20 protein-coding genes are annotated in these 22329 nt (G+C 71.3%); 4 read left to right on the top strand and 16 right to left on the bottom strand.

Annotation, left to right across the window (positions count from 1 at the left end; all coding sequences use genetic code 11):
* Positions 1-71: 71 nt before the first annotated feature.
* Positions 72-1211, bottom strand: a complete 1140-nt coding sequence (locus FZ029_RS11275) for a cobalt-precorrin-5B (C(1))-methyltransferase (protein ID WP_149269336.1) — start codon at positions 1209-1211, stop codon at positions 72-74.
* A 61-nt stretch (positions 1212-1272) separates the two neighbouring features.
* Between FZ029_RS11275 and cobA the strand changes: the two genes are divergently transcribed.
* Genes cobA through bluB form a run of 3 tightly spaced genes read left to right on the top strand, consistent with a single transcriptional unit; the run spans position 1273 to position 4042 of the window.
* On the top strand, positions 1273-2073 hold the full coding sequence (gene cobA, locus FZ029_RS11270; protein ID WP_149269314.1) for a uroporphyrinogen-III C-methyltransferase: 801 nt from the start codon (positions 1273-1275) through the stop codon (positions 2071-2073).
* On the top strand, positions 2066-3379 hold the full coding sequence (locus FZ029_RS11265) for a cobyrinate a,c-diamide synthase (RefSeq protein ID WP_149269313.1): 1314 nt from the start codon (positions 2066-2068) through the stop codon (positions 3377-3379). Before cobA ends, FZ029_RS11265 begins: the two co-directional genes overlap by 8 nt.
* A gap of 6 nt (positions 3380-3385) precedes the next feature.
* The gene (gene bluB, locus FZ029_RS11260; protein ID WP_149269312.1) at positions 3386-4042 is read left to right on the top strand and encodes a 5,6-dimethylbenzimidazole synthase; all 657 of its coding nucleotides are present in this window, start codon (positions 3386-3388) and stop codon (positions 4040-4042) included.
* Here the strand turns inward: bluB and FZ029_RS11255 are convergent.
* Genes FZ029_RS11255 through FZ029_RS11210 form a run of 10 tightly spaced genes read right to left on the bottom strand, consistent with a single transcriptional unit; the run spans position 4014 to position 14196 of the window.
* On the bottom strand, positions 4014-4253 hold the full coding sequence (locus FZ029_RS11255; protein ID WP_149269311.1) for a hypothetical protein: 240 nt from the start codon (positions 4251-4253) through the stop codon (positions 4014-4016). The two genes, bluB and FZ029_RS11255, sit on opposite strands and share 29 nt — an antisense overlap.
* Positions 4253-6445 (bottom strand): chemotaxis protein CheA, encoded by a 2193-nt coding sequence (locus tag FZ029_RS11250; protein ID WP_149269310.1) that lies wholly within the window; start codon positions 6443-6445, stop codon positions 4253-4255. Before FZ029_RS11250 ends, FZ029_RS11255 begins: the two co-directional genes overlap by 1 nt.
* Entirely contained in the window at positions 6442-6852 is a 411-nt protein-coding gene (locus tag FZ029_RS11245; RefSeq protein ID WP_149269309.1) for a response regulator, read from the bottom strand. The genes FZ029_RS11250 and FZ029_RS11245 overlap by 4 nt, the downstream gene beginning before the upstream one ends.
* Positions 6849-7727: a protein-glutamate O-methyltransferase CheR gene (locus tag FZ029_RS11240; protein ID WP_149269308.1), complete on the bottom strand. Its 879-nt coding sequence runs from the start codon at positions 7725-7727 to the stop codon at positions 6849-6851. The genes FZ029_RS11245 and FZ029_RS11240 overlap by 4 nt, the downstream gene beginning before the upstream one ends.
* A gap of 5 nt (positions 7728-7732) precedes the next feature.
* Positions 7733-8356 (bottom strand): HEAT repeat domain-containing protein, encoded by a 624-nt coding sequence (locus tag FZ029_RS11235; RefSeq protein WP_149269307.1) that lies wholly within the window; start codon positions 8354-8356, stop codon positions 7733-7735.
* Between the two features lie 11 nt (positions 8357-8367).
* The gene (gene cheB / locus FZ029_RS11230; protein WP_188051902.1) at positions 8368-9492 is read right to left on the bottom strand and encodes a chemotaxis-specific protein-glutamate methyltransferase CheB; all 1125 of its coding nucleotides are present in this window, start codon (positions 9490-9492) and stop codon (positions 8368-8370) included.
* Between the two features lie 28 nt (positions 9493-9520).
* The gene (locus FZ029_RS11225) at positions 9521-11110 is read right to left on the bottom strand and encodes a chemotaxis protein CheW (RefSeq protein ID WP_149269305.1); all 1590 of its coding nucleotides are present in this window, start codon (positions 11108-11110) and stop codon (positions 9521-9523) included.
* A 29-nt stretch (positions 11111-11139) separates the two neighbouring features.
* On the bottom strand, positions 11140-13116 hold the full coding sequence (locus FZ029_RS11220; RefSeq protein ID WP_149269304.1) for a methyl-accepting chemotaxis protein: 1977 nt from the start codon (positions 13114-13116) through the stop codon (positions 11140-11142).
* Between the two features lie 40 nt (positions 13117-13156).
* Positions 13157-13789 (bottom strand): chemotaxis protein CheC, encoded by a 633-nt coding sequence (locus FZ029_RS11215; RefSeq protein WP_149269335.1) that lies wholly within the window; start codon positions 13787-13789, stop codon positions 13157-13159.
* Positions 13790-13800: 11 nt separating this feature from the next.
* Entirely contained in the window at positions 13801-14196 is a 396-nt protein-coding gene (locus FZ029_RS11210; RefSeq protein WP_149269303.1) for a response regulator transcription factor, read from the bottom strand.
* A gap of 173 nt (positions 14197-14369) precedes the next feature.
* Here FZ029_RS11210 and FZ029_RS11205 point away from each other — a divergent pair, with 173 nt between their 5' ends.
* Positions 14370-18236 carry a tetratricopeptide repeat protein gene (locus tag FZ029_RS11205; RefSeq protein WP_149269302.1) on the top strand — a complete coding sequence of 1289 codons (3867 nt, stop codon included), beginning with the start codon at positions 14370-14372 and terminating at the stop codon, positions 18234-18236.
* Here the strand turns inward: FZ029_RS11205 and FZ029_RS11200 are convergent.
* Genes FZ029_RS11200 through FZ029_RS11180 form a run of 5 tightly spaced genes read right to left on the bottom strand, consistent with a single transcriptional unit; the run spans position 18208 to position 21794 of the window.
* Positions 18208-18999, bottom strand: coding sequence for a MetQ/NlpA family ABC transporter substrate-binding protein (locus FZ029_RS11200; protein WP_149269301.1), 792 nt, complete (start codon positions 18997-18999; stop codon positions 18208-18210). The two genes, FZ029_RS11205 and FZ029_RS11200, sit on opposite strands and share 29 nt — an antisense overlap.
* Positions 19000-19025: 26 nt before the next feature.
* A complete protein-coding gene (locus FZ029_RS11195; protein WP_149269300.1) occupies positions 19026-19694 on the bottom strand; it encodes a methionine ABC transporter permease in 669 nt (222 codons plus the stop codon).
* Entirely contained in the window at positions 19672-20724 is a 1053-nt protein-coding gene (locus FZ029_RS11190) for a methionine ABC transporter ATP-binding protein (protein ID WP_149269334.1), read from the bottom strand. The genes FZ029_RS11195 and FZ029_RS11190 overlap by 23 nt, the downstream gene beginning before the upstream one ends.
* 44 nt (positions 20725-20768) lie before the next feature.
* The gene (locus tag FZ029_RS11185) at positions 20769-21548 is read right to left on the bottom strand and encodes a MetQ/NlpA family ABC transporter substrate-binding protein (RefSeq protein WP_149269299.1); all 780 of its coding nucleotides are present in this window, start codon (positions 21546-21548) and stop codon (positions 20769-20771) included.
* Between the two features lie 45 nt (positions 21549-21593).
* Positions 21594-21794 carry a hypothetical protein gene (locus FZ029_RS11180; RefSeq protein WP_149198674.1) on the bottom strand — a complete coding sequence of 67 codons (201 nt, stop codon included), beginning with the start codon at positions 21792-21794 and terminating at the stop codon, positions 21594-21596.
* Between the last annotated feature and the right edge of the window lie 535 nt (positions 21795-22329).

Raw genomic sequence — 22329 nt, 5'->3', positions numbered from 1 at the left:
CCTCTCCCCCCCGGGGAGAGGGTTGGGTGAGGGGGAACCGCTTGCCGGACGCCTCTCGCCATGCATCCCCCTCACCCTGCCCTCTCCCCGGGGGGGAGAGGGTTCACAAGAGAGGGAGAGGGAGCCATCCCGACGATGCGCCCCTGGCGGTCGGTGACCAGCACCTCGACGGCGACCGGCGCGTCTTCCAGCACATCCTGCGCGGCGCGGCGGGCCAGATCGGCCACATGATCGGCCAGCCGCAGGCCGGCGGCGTCCGCCAAGCCCAGCACCTGCGCCGCCGTGTTGGCGCCGCGCGCCTGCGCGATCAGGTCCGGCCCGGCGCCGAGGTCCGCCAAGCGTTCGGCCAGCCAGTCGAAATCAACGCTGTTGCGCTTGCTGTGCAAATCCATCAGCCCGCGCGCCAGCTTGCCGAACTTGGCGAAGCCGCCGCACAGGGTCAGGCGGGGAATGGGGTGTCGGCGCAGGTATTTCAGCGTGCCGCCAACGAAATCGCCCATGTCGAGCAGCGCCTGTTCGGACAGGCCATAACGCGCCACCACCGCCTTTTCCGACAGGGCGCCGGTGCAGGCCGCGACATGGGTCAGCCCGGCCGCCCGCGCCACATCGATGCCGCGCTGGATCGAGGCGATCCAGGCCGCGCAGGAATAGGGCACGACGATCCCCGTCGTCCCCAGGATCGACAGCCCGCCGAGAATGCCGAGCCGCCCGTTCATGGTGCGCTTGGCGAGTTGCTCGCCATTCTCCACCCCGACCTCCACCACCAAGTCGGCAGTCTGACCGGCGGCGCTCGCCGCCTCCCCCACCGCCTGCACGATCATGCTGCGCGGCACCGGGTTGATCGCCGGTTCGCCGACCGGCAGCGGCAGGCCAGGCAGGGTCACGGTGCCGACGCCGGGGCCGGCGCGGAACGTCACGCCACTGCCGGGCGCACCGTGCCAGACCCGCGCCCGCACCAGCGCGCCATGGGTCACGTCGGGATCGTCGCCGGCATCCTTGACCACGCCGGCCATTGCCCAGGGTCCGTCCGCCCCCTCTCCCCGCTCCGTCACCGCCAGGGCGAAGGCAGGGGTCTGGCCGCCGGGCAGGGTCACGGTCACCGGGTCGGGGAACTCCCCGCCGAACAGCGCCTCTGCCGCCGCCCGCGCCGCGGCGGTGGCGCAGGTTCCCGTCGTCCAGCCACGGCGCAAGGGTGTAGCATGCTCCGGCATGCCGGAGCCCTCCCCGGCCCCGCCGTCCGTCTTTCCGCCTTCCAGCCTCGAGTCCGCGTTCATGTCGTTTGAGTCGTCCATTCCCGAAAGCGTCCTGGTCCCCTTCGCCCCCGGCAGCGTCTGGCTGGCCGGGTCCGGCCCCGGCGACCCCGGCTTGCTCACCCTGCTGGCCCTGCAAGGTCTAAGGCAAGCCGACGTCATCGTCCATGATGCGCTGGTGGGCGAACGGATCATGGCGCTCGCCAGCCCGTCGGCAAGGCTGGAGTTCGCCGGAAAGCGCGGCGGCCGGCCCTCCGCCCACCAGGACGACATCACCAACCGCCTGATCGAGCTGGCGAAGGAGGGGCACCGCGTCCTGCGGCTGAAGGGCGGCGATCCCTTCGTCTTCGGCCGCGGCGGCGAGGAGGCACAGGCGCTGGCGGCGGAGGGCATCCCCTTCCGCATCGTTCCCGGCATCACCTCCGGCATCGCCGGCCCGGCCTATGCCGGCATCCCGGCGACCCACCGCGACACCAATCAGGCGGTGATCCTGGCGACCGGCCATTCGCTGGGCGGCGGGCCCGACTGGCGGGCGCTGGCCGCCACCAAGGCGCCGCTGATCCTCTATATGGGCTGGAAGGCGCTGCCGACCATCGCGGCGGAGCTGATGGCCGGCGGCCTGTCCGCCGACACCCCCGTCGGCGTGGTGACGGAGGCGACGACCGCCAACCAGAAAAGCCTCGTCACATCCCTCGGCACCTGCGTCGCCGATCTGGCGGCCAGTGACCTGGAACCGCCCGCCATCATCGTGATCGGCGAGGTGGTGCGGCTGCGCCCGGCGCTGGAGTGGCTGCCCGCCCAGACGGCGCTTCAGCATGGCTAATGGTCTCATCATCGCCGCCCCGGCATCGGGCACCGGCAAGACGACGCTGACTCTGGGACTGCTGGCGGCGCTGCGCGACCGCGGCGTGGCGGTGGGGGCGGTGAAGTCGGGGCCGGACTATATCGACCCGGCCTTCCACCGCGCCGCCACCGGCCGGCCGAGCGTGAACCTCGACACCTGGGCGATGGGACCGGACCTGCTGGACGGTCTGGCCGCCCGCGCCGCCGAGGGCGCCTACCTGCTGGTCTGCGAAGCGCTGATGGGCCTGTTCGACGGCGTGGCCGGGGTCGGCGCCACCGGCACCGGTTCGACGGCGGAGATCGCGGCGCGCACCGGCTGGCCGGTCCTGCTGGTGGTGAACGCCAAGGGCCAGTCGCAGTCGGCCGCGGCCCTGGTAAAGGGTTTCGCCACCTACCGCGACGACGTGACCATCGGCGGCGTCGTGCTGAACAATGTCGGCAGCCCGCGCCACACCGCGCTGGCCGGCAACGCCATCGAAGCGCTGGGCATTCCCCTGCTGGGCGCCCTGCCGCGCGCGCCCGACCTCAGCCTGCCCGAACGCCATCTCGGCCTCGTCCAGGCCGACGAGACGGAGGGGCTGGCCGACCGGCTGGCCGCCCTCGGCCGCTTCATCGCGGAGCATGTCGATCTCGACCGCGTCGTCGCGTTGGCCAAGCCGTCACGGGCCGGGCGCGGCAGCGACGCCCCCGCCCTGCCGCCGCTGGGACAGCGGATCGCCATCGCGCGGGATGCCGCCTTCACCTTCGTCTATCCGCACCTCACCGCCGGCTGGCAGGCTTCGGGTGCGGAACTGCGCTTCTTCTCTCCCCTGGCGGATGAGGCGCCGCCGCAGGACGCCGACGCCGTCTATCTGCCCGGAGGCTATCCGGAGCTGCATGCAGGCCGCCTCGCCGCCAACGACATCTTCCGCGCCGGCTTGCGTGCTGCGGCGGAGCGCGTGCCGGTCTACGGCGAATGCGGCGGCTACATGGTGATGGGTGAAACGCTGGAGGACGCCGACGGCGTCACCCATCCGATGACCGGGCTGCTGGGGGTACGCACCTCCTTCGCCAAGCGGCGGTTGCATCTGGGCTATCGCCGCGCGGCTCTGCTGGCCGACGGGCCGCTGGGGCCGGCAGGATCTCCGCTGATGGGGCACGAGTTCCATTACGCCTCGACGCTGTCGCGCGGCGACGACGCGCCGCTGCTGACCGCCACGGCGGCGGACGGCAGCGACCTGGGTATGCTGGGCAGCCGGCGCGGGCTGGCGTCGGGGTCCTTCGTCCACCTGATCGCGCGGGGGTGACGGCGCATGGATGAAGACTTCACCCCGGCGGAACGCGACGCGCTTTACAAGGCGATCTTCTCCCGCCGCGACGTGCGCGGGCAGTTCCGGCCGGACCCGGTGCCGGACGAGGTGCTGAACCGTGTCCTGTTGGCCGCCCATCACGCGCCGTCGGTCGGCTTCATGCAGCCGTGGAACTTCATCGTCATCACCGACCCGGCCGTGAAGTCGCGCATCCACACCGACTTCACCCGCGCCACCGACGAGGCGGCGGCGATGTTCGAGGGCGAGCGCCGCAGCCTCTACAGCCGCCTCAAGCTGGAAGGCATCCGCGAGGCGCCGGTGAATTTGTGCATCACCTGCGACCGCGAGCGCTCGGGCCCGGTGGTGCTGGGCCGCACCCACATGCCGGCGATGGACCTCTACAGCTGCGTCTGCGCCGTGCAGAATCTGTGGCTGGCCGCAAGGGCGGAAGGGCTGGGGGTGGGCTGGGTCAGCATCCTGCATGAGGACGCCCTGAAGCAGGCGCTCGGCATCCCGGAGCGGATCGTGCCGATCGCCTATCTCTGCCTGGGCTACGTCACCCATTTCGAAGCGACGCCGGAACTGGAAACCAAGGGCTGGCGCAAGCGCCTGCCGCTGGAGGATCTGGTGTTCAGGGACCGGTGGGAGGGAGAGGGATGACGCGCCCCAAAAACGCATCCTCCGGCCCCGCCGCGACAACCGGCCTCGCCGCCATCAGCAGCTGCAGCAGCGCCGTGTGCAGCTCCGTGCAGGCGGACAGATCCACCCGCGGCACGGCGGTCGCCTCCAGCCATTCGGCGAGCGGCAGGGCATCCTCCACCGTGCAGGCGGCCTCGAAGCGGGCGAGATCGGCGTCATAGCGGATCGGCATCACAGCAGCTCCCGCAGATCGAGCACCAGGATCAGCCGGCCGTCGCCGAGCACCGCCGTACCGGCATAGCCGCGCAGACCCCGCAAAACCCCGGTCATTGGGCGCAGCACCACGTCGGCGCGCTCGCCGACATCGTCCACCGCCACCGCGACCGGGCCGTCGCCCAGTTCGGCCAGCACCACGCAATCGGCCTCGCGCACCCGTTCGTCGTCGGACTGGGCCAACAGGCGGCGCAGGCGGACCAGCGGCACCACCCGGTCGCGCAGCACGACGCTTTCCGCCCGCTTCACCGAACGAATCTCGGCCCGCGGCACCCGCTGGACGCCGCCGACCAGCGCCACCGGGATGCCGTAGAGCGATCCCGCCGCCTCCACCACCACGACACGGGTGATGCTGAGCGTCAGTGGCAGCGACAGCCGCACCCGCGTGCCGCTGCCGGGGGTGGAGACGACCTCCACCCGGCCGCCGGCCCGCTCCACCGCCGCCCGTACCGCATCCATGCCGACGCCGCGGCCGGACAGGTCGGACACGCGGCCGGCGGTGCTGAAACCGGGGGAGAAGACCAGCCGCACCGCGTCGGTATCGCTCAGCGCCGCTGCGGCGTCAGGCTCCAGCAGCCCCTTGGCGACGGCGGCGCGGCGCATCGCCGCCGGGTCGATGCCGGCGCCGTCGTCCGACACCTCCACCACCACCCCGCCCTTGTCCTGGAAGGCGCGGACCCGCAGCGTGCCGGCCGGCGGCTTGCCCGCCGCGGTCCGCCGCTCCGGCATCTCGATGCCATGGTCCAGCGCGTTGCGCACCAGATGCAGCAGCGGCTCGCCCAGCACGTCGAGGATGTCCTTGTCGGCCTCCGTCTCCGCCCCTTCCAGCACAAGCTCGACATTCTTGTCCAGGCGGCGGGCGGTGTCGCGCACCAGCCGGGGCAGCGGATCGAACACGCGCGCCAGCGGCAGCAGCCGAAGCCGCAACGCCGCATGGCGCAGGTCGCCGACCAGGCTGTCTAGCCGGGCTTCGAAGTTCTTCAGGTCGCGGGCCATTTCGCCGTTCCCGGCGCGGCGGACCAGCGGCCCCAACTGCCCCTTCACCACCGACAGCTCGCCGACCAGCGCCATCAGCGCGTCCATCCGCTCCGGCTCTACCCGCAGGGCGCGGCGCGGGACGGGAGCGGAGGCGGATCGCGGCTCGGCCGTGGCGGGCTTCTCAGCAGGTCCATCGGCCAGAAACCGGCGCATCGCCCCGGCGTCGACGCAGGCGGCCTCCACGGCGGTGCGCTCCGTCGGCTGCCCCAACGCCGTCAGAATCGCGGCGACCGCCCGCGCCACCGCGGCGCGGCGGGAGTCGCGCTCGGCGGCGTTGCCGGGCAGGTCGAGGATGCGCGCCTGTTCCTCCAGCATCGCCGCCGCCAGCGAATCCGGCGGCGCGGCGGCGGGGGACACGGCGGCAGGCGCCAGCGTGACACTGCCGATCCGCACCTGATCGGGCACGCTGCGGAAGGCCGGCGTCACCGCTTCCATCCCGGCACCGCTCAGGGCGCGGAAGCGCAGGATGCAACGGTAGGGGTCCATCTGTGCCAGGGGCGGCAGCGGTTCCGACGGCTCGATCCGCAACAGCCGCAGGTCGGGCACCCGGCGGAACAGCGCCAGCGGGTCGTCGCCGGTGAAGAAGCACTCCGGATCGGGCGTGTAGTCGATGGCGGTCAGCGCCCCATCGCCCACGGCGGCGCGCTCCGCGTCCGTCAGCGCCGCCACCCAGGGGAAAGCCTCCACCGCGCCACCGGAAGCCGCCGCACCGGCCGCCGCCTCGCCCCCCGCCAGCCCGCGCACCAACCCTTCCGCCGCCGCCGCCGCATCGGCGGGCAGCGCGCCGGCCTCTTCCAGCGCCGCGACCCAGCGGGCGCACTGGTCGAGGGCGCGGAACAGCAAGTCGGCCAAGTCCGGCGTCATGAGGGCCGGCGTCATGGCGCGATGGCCGTCGCGCAGCAGCGACAGCGTGTCCTCCCCGGCATGGACCAGCCGGGTGAAGGGTGCCATGTCGAACAGTGCGCTCGACCCCTTCAGCGTGTGGAAGGCGCGGAACAGCTCGTCCACCGACGCGCGGTCGGCCGGGTCGCGCTCCAGCGCCAGCAGGGCCGCACCGGCGGTCTCCAGCAGCTCCTGCGCCTCGACGACGAACTGGTCGAACAGATCGTTCATGGCGCGCCCTCCATGTCGGGAGGCCGCCCGGTCAGCAGCCGCGCCGCCTCCACCAGCACCTCCGGTCGCGGCGGCTTGACGATGTACCAGTTGGCGCCGGCCAGCAGGGCCTGCTCGCGGTCGCTGTCCTTCGATTCGGTGCTGATCATGATGGCGGGCACGTCGCGCAAACCCGGATCGCGGCGCAGGACGCGCAGCATGGTGTAGCCGTCCATCTTGCGCATGTTGACGTCGACGATCACCAGATCCGGGGGGGCGGCCATCGCCCGCTCCAGCCCCTCGATCCCGTTCACCGCCTCGTCCACCACGAAGCCGTCGGCCTCCAGCACGCGGCGGCTGAAGGCGCGCACGGTCACGGCGTCGTCCACCACCAGGACACGCGGCCCGCCAGTGTTGGTGCCGCTCACGGCCCACCCCCGTCTACCGGCTTCTGGTAAAGGATGGCGTCGGGGAAGCGGCGCGGAACGAACAGCGAGGACATGCGGCTCATGCTTTCCGAATGGCCGAGACAGACGAAGCCGCCCGGCGCAAGGGCATCGTAGAACATGCTCGCCGCCTCCCGTCGGCCCAGATCGTCGAAATAGATCAGCAGGTTGCGGCAAAAGATCACGTCGATTCCGCGGAAGGCCCGCACCTGCTGCGGGTCGGCGATGTTGACCAGGGAGAAATCGACGGACTCCCGCAGATCCTCGACGATCCGCCAGCGTGGCCCGCCGAACTCGGCCGCTCCGCGCAGGGGCTGGAAATACTTGGCGCGCAGATGGGCCGGCAGCCCCTGCAGGGCGCGCTCGTCATAGATGCCTTCGCGCGCGCGTTCCAGAACCGCGGTGTCGATGTCCGACGCCAGCAGCTCGATCTCGTAATCGTCCACCCGGCGCCAGTTTTCCAGCAGCATGATCGCGATTGAGTAGGGTTCCTCGCCGGTGGCGCAGCCGGCCGACCAGATGCGCAGCCGCGACCCCTTCGGCCGCCCCCGCACCAGCTCGTCCAGGACGGAGTTCACCAGACAGTCGAACTGGTACTTCTCGCGGAAGAAATAGGTCTCGTTCACCGTCATCAGGTTGACGAGCCGCTGAAGCTCCTCCCCCGACGCCTGGAAGCGCAGCAAATTCAGATAGGCGCGCAAACCCGTCGCGCCGACCGCCTGCATGCGGGCGGCGATGCGGCGGTCGACGAAATAGCGCTTGGCCTCGGTGAAGGACAGGCCGGTGCGGTCCCGCAGGAACCCGCAGAGCGTCGCATAATCCTCCTGGGACAGGCCTTCCGGCTCGGCGTCGGTCAATCCGTTCACCGTCCCTGGAAACTGGAGCGGGCGGCGTCGACGGCGAAGGCGACGAAGGCGTCGCCGGGGAAGCGGCGGGCCAGCGTCTCCAGGCTGGACAGCGCTTCCGGACTGCCGGCCTCGGCCAGCGCCTCCACCGCGGCGAGGCAGACATTCACGTCGGCATCGCGCTCCATCACCCTTGCCAGCCAGTCGGCGCGGCCGGAATGGGTGATGCTGCCCAACCCCTGCACCGCGAAGATGCGCAGGTCGGCGTCGGCATGGTCGAGCAGCGGCAGCAGCGCCGGGGCGGCGACCTCCGCCGGCATCTGCTGCAGGCTTTCCAGCGCGGCGTTGCGCAATGCCGCATCCTCGCGGTCGAGGAAGGGGACGAGCGCTGCCGCCGCCTCCGGCGTGGCGATGCGGGCGAGCGCGGTCAGGATGGCTTCGCGCACGCCGGCATCCCCCTCCGTCAGAAGCCGGCGGGCGAGCGCCTCCTCGGTGCCCGGCAGCGCCGTATGGCCAAGCGCGTGGGCGGCATCGCGACGAACGGCCGCGTCGGCATCGTCGAGCGAGGCCAACGGGTCGCGCCGGGCGCCAGTCGTGGCCGGAGCATGCTCCGGAGCCGCCTTCTTCTTCACCAGTCCCATGGCGTCACTCCTCAATCGATCCCGGCGCGCCGGGCGGCGGGCATCAGCCAGCGGGTGAGCTGGCCGGCGATCCGGCCCGACGGCAGCACGACGCCGGCGCCGCCGCGCCGGATCAGGTCCTGCGGCATCCCGAAGACGACGGCACTGTCCTCCGACTCCGCGATGGTGCGGCCGCCGCGGGCATGAAGCTCGGCCATCGCCGCCGCCCCGTCATTGCCCATGCCGGTCAGCAGCACCCCCACCAACCGGTCGGCCGGCAGCAGCCGCAGGGCGCTGGTCACCAGCCGGTCGGCATTGGGGTGCCAGGGCCGGTCGGGCGAGGGCGGCACACAGACCGCCTGAAGCCGACCGCCGCGCCGCGCCAGTTCGACGTCCGCACTTCCGCGGGCGATGCAGACCATGCCCGGCGCCAGAACCGTCGCCCGCTCCACCTCCACCACCCTCAGCGCGCACAGCTCGTCCAGCCGGCGCGCCAGCGTCGCGGTGAAGGCGGCCGGCATATGCTGCGCCACCACCACCGGCCAGGGAAAGCCGGCCGGCAGCAGGGGCAGGATGTCCTCCAGCGTGCCGGGTCCGCCGGTGGACACGCCGACCAGCACCACCCCCTCGCCCTCGCCGCCCGCCGCCACGGCTGCAGGCGACGCCGCCATGGGCGGCGCCGCAGGCAGCTGCCCCTCCGGCACCACGAAATCCTCTCCGGCGATGCGGGCGCGGGCCAGCCGCAGCCGTTCGCGCAGGCCGTGGACGCGGCGCGGGCGGGAGGATGCGGCGGCGCGCACCGTCTCCACCAGTTCCTCGCCGATGCGGCCGATGGAGCCGGCGGCCGGCTTCTGCACCGCCTCCACCGCGCCCAGCCGAAGCGCTTCCAGCGTCTCCTCCGCCCCCGCGCCGGTGAGGGCGGAGACCATGACGACCGGCTTGGGATGCTCGACCATGATGCGGGCAAGGCAGGTCAGCCCGTCCATGCCGGGCATCGTGACGTCGAGCGTCACCACGTCCGGATCGACGACCGGCAGGCGCGCCAGGGCCTCCTCCCCCGTCGCGGCGGTCTCCACCCGGAATCCGGCCTCGATCAGCAGATCCGCGATGCGCCGGCGCATCAATGCGGAATCGTCCACCACCAGCACCGTCAGCACGCCGTCCCCCAATCCAGGCTCCCGGCCGTCACTGCGGGATAACGGGCAGATCGGCCAGCCGGTCCATGTCGAGCAGACTGTCCGCATCCATCAATAGGATCAGGCGGCTGCCGCCGGCCGGATCCAGCGTGGCGACCCGGCGGATCAGCCGGCGTTGCGCCGCCGACACCGCCGGTGCCGGACCGATCCGCTCCGCCGGAACCGTCAGCAGGCCGGACAGCCCGTCCACCAGCAGCCCGACCAGCAGCCCGTCGCGCCCGACCACCACCACCCGCCCGCGCTCAAGCCCGGCGGAGGGGCTGGCCGTGGCGGCCGGCAGGTTCAGCAGCCGGCGCTGATCGATCAGCGGCAGCACCTCGCCGCGCAGGGTCAGCACGCCGGCGACGAAGTCGGGCGCGTTGGGAAGCGGCGTGATGCTGTCGGGCCGGCGCAGCACCTCGCGCACGGCGGATACCGGCAGGCCATATTCCGCCCCGGCGAGACGGAAGACGACGAAGCGTTCCGCGTTTCCGCTTCCCTCCGCAGGCCGTGCCGGTTCCATCCCGTCCCCCTCTCCGCCCGCTTCCGCGCCGATTGCCGCGCCATGGCGGAACAGCCGCTCCGCCGACAGCACCGACACCAGCCGCCGCCCACCATCCGCCCGGGCGATGCCGTCCAGATCCTCGAACTCCGGCTCGCGGGCCAGCAGCGGCGGCACCGGGTCGATCAGCACGGGATCGAGCCGCAGGATCTCGCGCACCTCGTCCACCAGCACGCCGACCGGCGCCTGCCCGGCCCCCGACCGCACCACGACGACGCGGCGTCCGGCCTCCTGTCCGCCGGCCCGCTGTCCACCGGTGCCGTCCAGGCCGAACAGGGCGCGCAACCCCACCAGCGGCAGCAGCCGGTCGCGCACCGCCATCACGCCCAGCAGATGCGCCTTGGCCCGCGCCATGCGGGCGACCTCGCGCGGAGCCGGCAGAACCTCGCGCACCCGGTCCACCGGCAAGGCGAATTCCTGCCCCGCGACCTCGAAGACCAGCAGAGCCTGGCGATCGGGTCCGGCCGCCGCCTTCCCGGCCCCCGCCTCGCCCGCCGTCACACGTCCGAACCCGCCGGTTCCCCGGCCCGGCCGTTCCGCTTCCGGCCGTTCCACCTCCGTGCGGTCGCCGAACTGCCGGTCGATCAGCGCGTCCAGCTTCAGGATGGTGGCCGGCCCGTCACGCAGCAGGCCGTCCAGCATGACGGGGTCGAGCCCGCCCTCCTCCTGCGTCACCGGATCGACGCGGTCGGGGTCGGTGCGCAGGATGCCCGCCATCGCGTCCACCCGCAGACCCACCGGCTGGCCGCGATGCCAGACCAGCACCACGCGCGTCTCCCGCGCGGCGGCCCCACCGCCCGGCCTGCCCAATGCCCTGGCAAGGTCCAGCACCGGCACCGCCTCGCCATGCCACTGCGCCAGCCCGTCGAGGCTGGGCGGCCCCAGAGGAATGCGTACCAGCTCCGGCAGCCGGATCACCGCGCGGACGGCCGCCAGCGGCAGCGCGAGCCGCAGGTCGCCGACCGCCACCGTGACGAAGGCAAGGGCGCTATCGGCCTCGGCTGTCGCCGCGCGGTCCCCGGCCACGTCCAGGGCCACGCCCCCAGCCAAGCCCCCGGCCACGGCGGTCAAACCGCGCCCAGCAGGCTGTCGGCCATCGCCGCGATCTCCTCGATCGCCGACGCCAGTTCCTCGGCCCCCTTCGCCTGTTCGCGCGCGGCCTTGGCCGCTTCGGATCCGGAGAGGTTCGCGGCGGCGGTGGCGGCGGCCACCTGTTCCACACCGACGCGGGTCTCGCGCAGGGCGGCGGTGGTTTCGCTGGCGGCGTCCAGGATCTCGCGGCTGCCGGCGGTGACCACCCGCAGCTCCTGCGTGCCGGCGGTCAGGGTGACGCCGAAGGCGCGGTGGCGCGCGATCTCGGTCACTGCGGTCGCGGAGACCTCGTCCACATCGCGGCGCACCCGCAGCATCTGGTCCTGGATGTCGCGGACGATGTCCTTCACCCGTTCCGCGCTTTCCGCGCTGTCGCCGGCCAGCTTGCGGATGTCGCCGCTGACCACGGTGAAGCCTCGGCCGAACTCCCCCGCCCGCGCCGCTTCGATGGAGCCGCTGACCGCCAGCATGCCGGTCTGGATGGCGACGGTGGCGATGGCGTCCACCACCTTGTCGATGCGCCGGCCGAGCCGCTCCAGCGCGTCCAGCCGTTCACCGGCCCGGCGGGAGGAGTCGACCGCCTCCAGCATGCCGTCCGCCAGCTTTCCGATGGTCTCGCGCGTTTCGCCCAGCAGCCCTTCCATCGAGGTGCAGCGATCGACCGAATCGCTTGCCCGCCCGGCTGCCAGCGTCGCGGCGGCGTCGATCTCCGCGATCGCCGAGGCCAACTGGTGGGTGGCGGCGCTCTGCGCTTGCGCCCCGCCGGAGATCTGGCCGATGGCGGTCATGATCTGGGCGGCGCCGCGGTTGATCTCCTCGATGGCGGCCGACAGTTCCTCGGCGGCCGACGCCAGTTCGTCGGCGGTGGCGGCGAGGTCGGCGGTGCCCTCCAGATCCTCGGCCAGTTCGGACAGCTGGCCGGCGGCGCGCTGGCTCTGGGTCAATGCCACGGCCTGCTCGCCCACGGTCCTCAGCGCCTCCTCCGCGGCGGCGGACTGCTCCTCGGCACTGGCGGCGATGGTCTCGGCCCCGCGCAGGGCCTCGCGCGCGGCCTGATCGGCCTCCACCGCGGCGCGGATGGTCTCCTGCGCGCCCTGGACGATGGTCGACATGTCCGACCGCACGCCCTCCAGCTGCTGGACGATCATGCGCCCGCGCTCCACCTCCGCCTTGGCGGTGTCGGCGGAGGCGACGATGCCGGCGGCGACGGAGGCCACCGCCTCCTGGATTTCCGCGACCATCCCCTGGATGTCGTTGGCGCTGCGCTCCGACCGTTCGGCCAGCGCCTGCACCTCGTCGGCGACGACCGCGAAGCCCTTGCCCACTTCCCCCGCCCGCGCCGCCTCGATGGCGGCGTTCAGCGCCAGCAGGTTGGTCTGGTCGGCGATGGCGGCGACGCTCTGCACGATGGTGCCGATCTCCTGCGCCCGGGCCTCCAGGTCGCGCACCAGCCGCACCGACGCCTCCTGCCGTTCGGCGGCGCGGACGATGCCGTCGATGGACGACAGGATCTGGCCGCTGACGTCCTTCAGCGTGGCCTGCAGCGCCTCGACCCGCAGCACCGCCTGCTCCGCCGTGCTGCGCGACCGGGTCAGGAGTTCCGACGCGCGGCCGATCATGCGCTGGGACTGCTGGGTGGCGCTGGCCGATTCCTCCGCCCCGGCGGCGATCTGCTCCATCGCCCGGCGCAGTTCCTCCGCCGCCGAGGCCGCCTGGGTGACGCCGCTCGCCAGTTCGGTGGCGGCGGCGGCGATGCCGCTGGCGGCCTGCCGGCGGCGCGAATCGGCACGCGCCCGGCGGCGCTGCGGCGCGCCCGGCGTGGCGGCCGGCGGCGCGGATTCGGTCGTGACGGTCTCGTTCCCGGCGGCGGACCGATCCGGATCGCCGGCGGCGCCGGGCTCGCTCCGGGCCGTGTGCGCCGTGTCGATCTTGGTCTTCTTGATGAGTGCCATGGTCCTTACCCGCCTTTCCAGCCGGTTGTTCTTGTTGCCGTCACGCCACCAGCCGCCCGATATAGCGGCCGAGCGTCGCCTGCAGCGCCCCGGCGGAGCCGGCGTCGAGCAGCAGGACCACCCGACCCGCCACCGCAGCCCCGTCGCCGCCCGGCAGGGTCGTGCGCAGATCGATGTGGAACAGCACCGCGGCACCGTCAGCGGTTGGCGGCGTCCCCGAACATCCCCGCAGGATCTCCGCCGCACCGCCACGGAATACCGCCGGCAGGCCGGTTTCGACCGGCTCGCCCAACAGGTTGGCGACCAGGGCCAGCGCGCTGTTCAGCACGACGTTGCCCAGCTCCGCCAGGACCTCGTCCTCCAGCTCGGGAACATCCTCCGCCGGCACGTCGGGCGGCAGGGCGGCGCGCACCAGGCACAGGCTGCCGGCCTGGGGGAAGACCAGCAGGGCGCAACCGGCGAACAGGCCGCCCAGCGTTTCCGATATGCCCACCAGCGGCGGCGTCAGCGCCCGGTCCAGCAGCCCGGCCACATCGGCCAGCGGCACCATTTCCACCGATGGAACCGACAGGGTGACCAGCCCGCCCAGCATGCGGCCGAGCGCCGTCGATGCCCGGCCGATGCCGATGTTGCCCAGTTCGGCCAGCGCGTCGCGCTCCAGCTCGCTCAGCATGGGGGCTGCGATCACTCCTGAGGGGCCTGGGCAGGCCGGCGCGGCGGCAGGGCGGCAGAGTTCAGGAAGCGCGCGACCTGCTCCTCCTCCAGCGGCTTGGGCATGAAGGCGGCGCCGACCGCGCGGATGCCCGACACCACCGCGTCCTGGGCGTTGGCGGTGATGATGGCGATGTGGACGTCGGGGTGGCTCTGGCGCAGCTTGGCCGCGGTGTCCACGCCGTTGTCTCCGGGCATGTTGTAGTCGATGATCGCGACGTCGACCGGCGTGCCCTGCAACGTCTTGAAGAGTTCGTCGCCGTTCGCCGCCTCGACCACCGACCAGTCGGGCTTGTTGCGCAAGACCATGGCCCGCACATGCATGCGCGAAAGCTTGCTGTCGTCGACGATGATTGCAGTCTTACTCAAGATATAAGCCTTTTGGATGGAGATCGGCCGGCGAAGCCGAATCACGCGCAAGTATACAGAATGAAGATAACCACGCCAGTCCCCTTAATTGCACTCGGGATTTTGCCTGCGCGCCACCCGGCCGATTCATGCTATCGAAATGGCCCCTCCCTTTCCCTTGGCGCCCCTCGCTCATGCCGCCACCCGCCGCACCCGCCAGAGCCGTCTCCACTAGACTGGCCGCCCTCCTGCGCGAGGCGCTGGCCCACCACCGCGCCGGCGATCTGGACGGGGCGGAGCGCGCCTATCGCGCCATGCTGGCGGTCGACGGCGGGAATGCCGACGCGCTGCATCTGCTGGGCGTGCTGCATCACCAGCGCGGACGGGATGCCGACGCCGTCCACCTGATCGGACAGGCCATCGCGCGGCGTCCGAAGATGGCGGAGCAGCATGCCAACCTCGGCCTCGCCCTCCATGCCCTGGGCCGGCTGGAGGAGGCGGAGGCGGAATACCGCCGGGCGCTCGCCCTGCGCGAGGCCTATGCGGAGGCGCACAACAGCCTGGGCAGCGCCCTGCAGGATCGGGGCCGGCTGGCGGAGGCCGCACTCCACTACCGCCGCGCGATCGATCTCGACGCCGGCTATGCCGAGGCCTGGGCCAATCTCGGCACGCTGCTGCGGGCGCAGGATGACTATGGCGAGGCGGAAACGGCGCTGCGCCACGCCCTGCGGCTCGACCCCGGCCATGCCACCGCCCTGACCAACCTCGGCGTCGTGCTGAAGGAGACCGGACGCACCGGCGAGGCCGAAGCCGCGCATCTGGAAGCGCTGCGCCTCGCCCCCGGCGATGCCGAGACGATGGTGAACCTCGCCCTGCTGCGCGAGGCGCAGGGGCGCGGCGAGGAGGCGGAGGCGCTCTATCGCAACGCTCTCGTCCATGCCCCCGGCTTCGCGCTGGCCCGCTGGAACCTCGCCCTGCGGCTGCTCGGCCGCGGCCGGCTGGCGGAGGGGTGGGACGAGTATGAGGCCCGCTTCGCCTCCCGCCGCGTGTCCGCCGGGCGCAGCATCGCCCTGCCGGTCTGGGATGGCGCGACCGGCCGGCGCCTGCTGGTCTGGCGCGAACAGGGGCTGGGCGACGAGCTGATGTTCGGCACCGTACTGCCCGACCTCGCCGCAAAGCTGGGTCCGGCGGCGCTGGTGGTGGAGGTCGATGCCCGCCTGACCGGCCTGGTCGGCCGTGCCCTGCCCGGCGTCACGGTGCGGGCGGAAACCGTCGATCCGACCGACGCCGCCACCGATGCCGCCACCATTGCCGAGGCCCATCTGCCGATGGGATCGCTTCCCCGGCTGCTGCGCCCGACCCTGGCCGATTTTCCCGTCCGGCCGTCCTGGCTGGCGCCGGATCCGGCGCGCGCCATGGAATGGGCGGAGCGGCTGGCCGCGCTGGGGCCGGGTTTGCGCGTCGGCATCTGTTGGGGCAGCCAGAACATGCTGGGGGAGCGCAAGGCCTCCTACACCGCGCTGGCCGATTGGGCGCCGCTGTTGGCCCTGCCCGGCCTGATCCCGGTCACCCTGCAATATGACGGGCGCGAGGCGGAGATCGCCGAAGTCGAAACGCGGCTGGGCATCCGCATCCGGCGCTGGCCGGACACCGACCTGAAGAACGATTTGGAGGGCGTCGCCGCGCTGATCGCCAACCTCGACCTCGTGGTGACGGTGGCGAGTTCGGTCGGCGAGATGGCCGGCGCGCTGGGGGTGCCGGTCTGGCGCTTCGGCCCGGCCGGCGACTGGACGGCGCTGAGCAGCGGCGCGCGGCCCTGGTTCCCATCGATGCGGCTGTGGAGCACGCGCCCCGGCGAAGGGTTGGCCGACATTCTGGCAAGAATGTCGGCGGAGCTGCACCGGCTGGTCCCTGCCTTGCCCATTGATGAATGGCTGGCCGAAGCGCGCGCGCTCCACGAGTCCGGCCGCTGGCCCGAGGCGGAGAAGGCCTATCAGCGCATCCTCGACCTGGGCAGCGAGGGCGGCGGCGAGGTGCCGGCGGCGCTGGAGGGCTACGCGCTGCTCGGCCATCAGGCCGGCCGTCCCGACATCGCCGCCACCCTACTGAGCCGCGCCATCGCGGTGGAGCCGACCGCCGGCCGCCACAAGCGCCGCGCGCTGGCCCACCAGGAAATGGGCGCCCTGTCCGACGCCGAGGCCGACTGGCTGGCCGCCGCCAGGCTCGCCCCCGACGACATCGAGGCGCTCGGCAATCTCGGCGCCCTGCGCCTGTCCCGTGGCGCGGCGTCCGAGGCGGCTGAGGCGACCGACGCGGCGCGGCGCCTCGCCCCCTTCCATGCCGGGCTGTGGGCCAATGCCGGGCTGGCGCGGCAGGCGATGGGCAAGGACGGGCTGCCCTTCTTCCGGCGAGCACTCGCTCTCGACCCGGCGCTGGCGGAGGCCTGGATCGCCCTGTCGGCCGATGCCTTGCGCGACACCGACCATGCCGCCGCGGCGGAGCGTGCCGCCAGCCGGGCCTTGCGCCTGCGCCCCGGCGATCCGGCGGCGACCAGCAACATGGGGCTGGCCGCCCTGGCGCTCGACCGGCCGGCCGACGCGGTGGCGCTTCTGCGGCTGGCGCTCCAGGGCCGGCCGGGCGACCTCGGCACGCTCGGCAACCTCGCATTGGCGTTGGAGCGGGCGGGTGACGGCAATGCCGCCGGGTTGGCTTGGTGGCGGGTGATCCTGTTCGCCCCCGGCACCGGCGCCGGCTGGGCCGGGCTGGCCGATCTCCGGCAGCGGCAGGGCCGGCTCGACGCCGCGCTGAAGGGCTGGGGCCGTGCCCTGGCGCTGGAGCAGGCGCGGGCCGACTGGCGCTACAATCTCGGCAATGCCCTGCACGCCGCCGGCCGCCCGGCCGAGGCGGACGCGGCCTATCGCCGGGCGGTGGAGGACGACCCGACCCTGACGCTCGCCACCTTCAACCGCGGTTACGCGGCACTGGCGCGGGGGGAGATTGCCGAGGGCTGGGCCGGGCTGGAGGCACGCTTCGCCGCCGGGCAGGCCTTGCCCGACCGCCGCTTCCGCATTCCCGCCTGGGACGGCGGCGATCCGGCCGGAAAGACCGTGCTGGTCTGGCGGGAGCAGGGGGTGGGCGACGAACTGATGTTCAGCGCCTGCTACGCCGACCTGATCGCGCGCGCCGGCCGGGTGGTTCTGGAATGCGAGCCGCGGCTGGTGGAGTTGTTCGCGCGGTCATTCCCACAGGCGCTGGTGCGGGCGGCGACGGCGGATCCGGTGGACGCCGACTGCCACGCCCCGGCAGGGTCGCTGCCCTTGCTGCTGGGCTGGGGATTGGGCGGCTTTCCGGCGCAGGGTGGATGGCTGCGGGCGGATGAGGCGGCGGTGGAGTGGTGGCGGGGGTGGTTGGGTGGTCTTTCGACAAACCATTGCCCCCTCCCTAACCCTCCCCCGCCTTCGGCGGGAGAGGGAACTGCCGCCGCTTCGCGATCAGGCGCCGCCGCCAAGCATCCTGCCCCCTCTCCCGCCAACGGCGGGGGAGGGATGGGGAGGGGGCAGCCGATGCAGACACCCAACCCCACCCTCACCATCGGCCTCTGCTGGCGCAGCAGCCTTCGCACCGCGCTCCGCGATGCCAACTACGCCCCGCTGGCCGACTGGGCGCCGATCCTCACCCTGCCCGGCCTGCGCCTGATCAATCTTCAATACGACGAGTGCGAAGCCGAACTCGCCGTCGCCGAACAGCGCTTCGGCATCGCCATCCACCGCCCGCCGCTGGACCTCAAGAACGACCTCGACGGCGCGGCGGCCCTGACGGCGGCGCTGGATCTGGTGATCTCCGCCGGAACGTCGGTGGCGGAGATGGCCGGCGCGCTTGGCGTGCCGGTCTGGCGGATCGGGCCGGCGGGGGACTGGACGGCGCTCGGCACCGGCTGCCGGCCCTGGTATCCGTCGATGCGGCTGTTCGGGCCGCGACCGGGAGAAACACTCGGCGATGCGCTCAGCGCCGCCGGGCGTGCTCTCATGGACCTCAGAAGGCCGGAACGACGGCGTTCTTGAACTTGGTGAGGATGAATTCCTTCACCTCCGGGCTGTTGTAGGCCTTCACCAGCTTGGCGACCCAGGGCTTGTCCTTGTCGGCCTTGCGCACGGCGATGACGTTGGCATAGGGGCTGTCCGCCGCCTCACGGGCGATGGCGTCCTTGACAGGGTCGATGCCGGCCTCCAGCGCGAAGTTGGTGTTGATGGCGGCGACGGTCACGTCATCCAGCGAGCGCGGCAGCTGGGCGGCGTCCAGCTCGACGATCTCCAGCTTCTTCGGGTTCTCGACGATGTCGATCGGCGAGGCCTTCAGATTGCCGCCGTCCTTCAGCTTGATCAGACCCTTGGCCTGCAGCAGCAGCAGGACGCGCCCGCCGTTGGTCGGGTCGTTGGGGATGGCGACCTTGGCGCCCGACGGCAGCTCGTCCAGGCTCTTGACCTTCTTGGAATAGATGCCGATCGGATAGACCACCGTCTTGCCGACGCTGACCAGATCGAAACCGCGGTCCTTCACCTGGTTGTCCAGATAGGGCTGGTGCTGGAAGCTGTTGGCGTCCAGGTCGCCGCCGGCCAGCGCCTGGTTCGGGATGACGTAGTCGGTGAACTCGATGATCTGGATGTCCAGCCCGTCCTTGGCGGCGATGGGCTTCACCGCCTCCAGGATCTGGGCGTGCGGACCGGCGGTGACGCCGACCTTGATGGTTTCGGCGGACGCACCGAAGGCGATGGCCATGGTGGCGGCGCCGGCCAGCAGCGAAGCCAGCGAACGGAAGCGCAGCATCTCGAACACTCCTCAGGATTTTCAGGTCAGGATTTCAGATTGCGTTTGTTGACGCGGCGGGCGATCCAGTCGCCCGTCGATTGGACGATCTGCACCAGCACGATCAGCACGATCACCACCGCCAGCATCACCTCCGGCAGGAAGCGCTGATAGCCATAGCGGATGCCGAGGTCGCCAAGCCCGCCGCCGCCGACCGCGCCCACCATGGCCGAATAGCCGACGAGGCTGACAGCCGACAGGGTCAGGCCGGCGACGATGCCCGGCAGGGCTTCCGGCAGAAGGACCTTCCTGATGATCTGGAAGGGCGTGGCGCCCATCGCCTGCGCCGCCTCGACCAGCCCGCGGTCGACCTCGCGCACCGCATTCTCCACCACGCGGGCGATGAAGGGGGCGGCGGCGACGGTCAGCGGCACGATGGCGGCATTGGTGCCGATGGAGGTGCCGGCGATCAGCCGGGTGAAGGGGATGATCGCCACCACCAGGATGATGAAGGGGGTGGAGCGGGTCATGTTGACCACCGCCCCCATCACCTTGTTGAAGGCGAAATTCTGCAGCAGCTCGCCCCGGCCGGTGACGGCCAGCAGCACGCCGATGGGCAGCCCGATCAGCGTCCCGATGGCGCCCGACACCGCCACCATGTGCAGCGTGTCGAGCAGCCCCTTGATCAGCAGGTCAATGATTTGCGGGGAGAGCATGGCCCAACACCTCGACACCCAGATTGTTCTCTTTGACCAGGGCCATGGCGGCCTCGACCTTGGCCTGATCGCCCAGCGCCTCCACCACCAGCGTGCCGAAGGGGGCGCCCTGGATCTCGTCGATCTGGCCGTGCCAGATGTTCAGGTCCAGGTCCAGATGGCGGCTGATGGCGCTGATGACCGGGGTGGTCGCCTTCTCGCCGGTGAAGGTGATGCGCAGCACCGGGTTGCTGCCGGGGCCGGGTTGGGCCGACAGCCGGTCGCGCAGGCTGTCGGGAATCCCGCGGTTGATGACGGGATCGACGAAGCTGCGGGTGGTGGGGTGCTTCGGATGGGCGAAGATGTCGAAGACCGGCCCCTGTTCGATCACCCGGCCGCCTTCCATCACCGCCACCTTGTGACAGATCTCCTTGATGACGGCGATCTCGTGGGTGATGAGGACGATGGTCAGCCCCAGCCGCCGGTTGATGTCGGCCAGCAGATGCAGGATCTGCGTCGTCGTCTCCGGATCGAGCGCGGAGGTCGCCTCGTCCGACAGCAGCACCTTCGGCTTGCTGGCGAGCGCGCGGGCGATGCCGACGCGCTGCTTCTGCCCGCCCGACAGCTCCGCCGGGTAGCGGTCGCGCTTGTCGGCCAGCCCGACGAGGTCGAGCAGCGGTTCCACCGTCCGGCGGATCTCCGCCTTCGGCGTACCGGCCAGTTCCAATGGCAGCGCCACATTGTCGAAGACGGTGCGCGAGGACAGCAGGTTGAAGTGCTGGAAGATCATGCCGATGGAATGGCGGGCCCGGCGCAATTCCGCCGCCGACAGGGCGGTCATCTCCACCCCGTCGACCGTGACGCTGCCCGAACTCGGGCTTTCCAGCAGGTTGACCGTGCGCAGCAGCGTCGATTTCCCGGCGCCCGACCGGCCGATGATCCCGAAGACCTCGCCGCGTCCGATGGAAAGGTCGATGTCCGCCAGCGCATGGACCGGAGCCCCGCCGCCACGTGCGGCATAAGTCTTGTGAATGTTTGTTAGCGTTATCATCATTTATTCGGCAAAAGGGGACGTCCTGCGTCCCCCCAGCCCCCTCACCAAGTCGGAATGATGGAACCGTTGAAGCGCGTTTCGATAAACTGCCGCACTTCGGGCGAACGATACAGCGCAATGAAGCGCTTGATCGTCGGGTCTTCCATGCGATCCTTGCGGACCGCCCACACCAGGTTCCACTTGGACTGGTCATCCTCCAGCAGCAGCGCCTTCTTCGGCTCCAGCCCGGCCAGCACGGCATAGTTGAGGGTGATGACCGACGCATCCACGTCGTCGAGCGAGCGCGGCAGCTGGGCGGCGTCCAGTTCCACCAGCTTGATGCCCTTGGGGTTCACGACGTCGGCGATGGTGGTGTTCAGTCCCGCCCCGTCCTTCAGCCCGATCACGCCGGCCTTGGCCAGCAGGAACAGGGCGCGGGCGCCGTTGGTGGGGTCGTTGGGGATCGACACCGACGCACCCGGCTTCAGGTCGGCCAGCACCTTCACCTTGCTGCTGTAGACGCCCATCGGCACCACAACGCTCTTGGCGACGGAGACGATGTCGTAGCCGCGCTGCTTCACCTGATTGTCCAGGAAGGGCTGGTGCTGGAAGTTGTTGGCGTCGATGTCGCCGGCCTGGAGCGCCGCATTGGGCATGTTCCAGTCGGTGAACTCGATCACCTGCGCCTCGATGCCCTCCTTGGCGGCCAGCTTGGCGGTGAATTCCAGGATCTCGCCATAGGGACCGGCCGACACGCCGAGCTTCAGCGGAGCGGCAAGTGCGGAGGTTGCGGCGGTCAACAGGCCGGCGGCGACGGCCACCGACATCAGGATGCGCTTCATCGGGTCTTTCCTCGGGATTTCTGGCAACGGATTTTTTATGGAGCGTCAGCGGCGGCGGGTGTCGGGCAGCCGGCTGTAATGCTGGTGGGCGGCGCGCTGGGCCTGTCCGACATTGCGGAAGACACGGCGGTCGAGATCGCGGAAAGCCCAATCGGACACGAAGAAGGTGAAGCCGCCGCGTTCGGCGACGACGATGCCGGCGGAGCGGCCCTGGACTTCGATGGCGTAGGCATTGGCGTGGGTCATGGCGAAGGACTCCCCCGGAATATGGGTCCGTTGCGCGGCTGGCCCTCGACGATCGCGGGGCGGGCGGCGCACGTGCTTTCAGGACTGGCGGATGTGCGGGATGGGCGCTGTGTCTTGGGGCCGCGAGATCAGCGGCAACACAGGCCCGGGCGCATCATGCAGGCCGGGAAAGCGGTCCGAAGCACGGATGGGGGAGCGGAAACTCGCGAGGTCATTCCGGTCTCTCCTTCTTGAAGAGGTCCACGACCGGTATCGTGGCGCTTTAGCGTTTGGTGACGCGGCGCAAGCTGCAGGGTTCAAATTGCCGCGGGAGGCCCCGGCGGGGCGTCCATGAACATTTCTCTACCCGTTCCATGGAGTATGGTCAACCCTATTTCTGCATTTTGTGTGAAATACAGAAATGCACTATTTTGTGATGTTGAATTGATGCGGCGCGACAGCGACAGGTGACGGGCGCGTGGAATGTGCTATCTATCGCGTCGATGGTTCATCCGGGGCATGCACATCGCCCCGGCGAGCGATGCGAGGAGAGTGT

Source organism: Azospirillum sp. Sh1 (assembly GCF_008365135.1).
GTDB lineage: Bacteria > Pseudomonadota > Alphaproteobacteria > Azospirillales > Azospirillaceae > Azospirillum > Azospirillum oryzae.
This window is presented reverse-complemented; position numbering and strand designations above follow the sequence as displayed.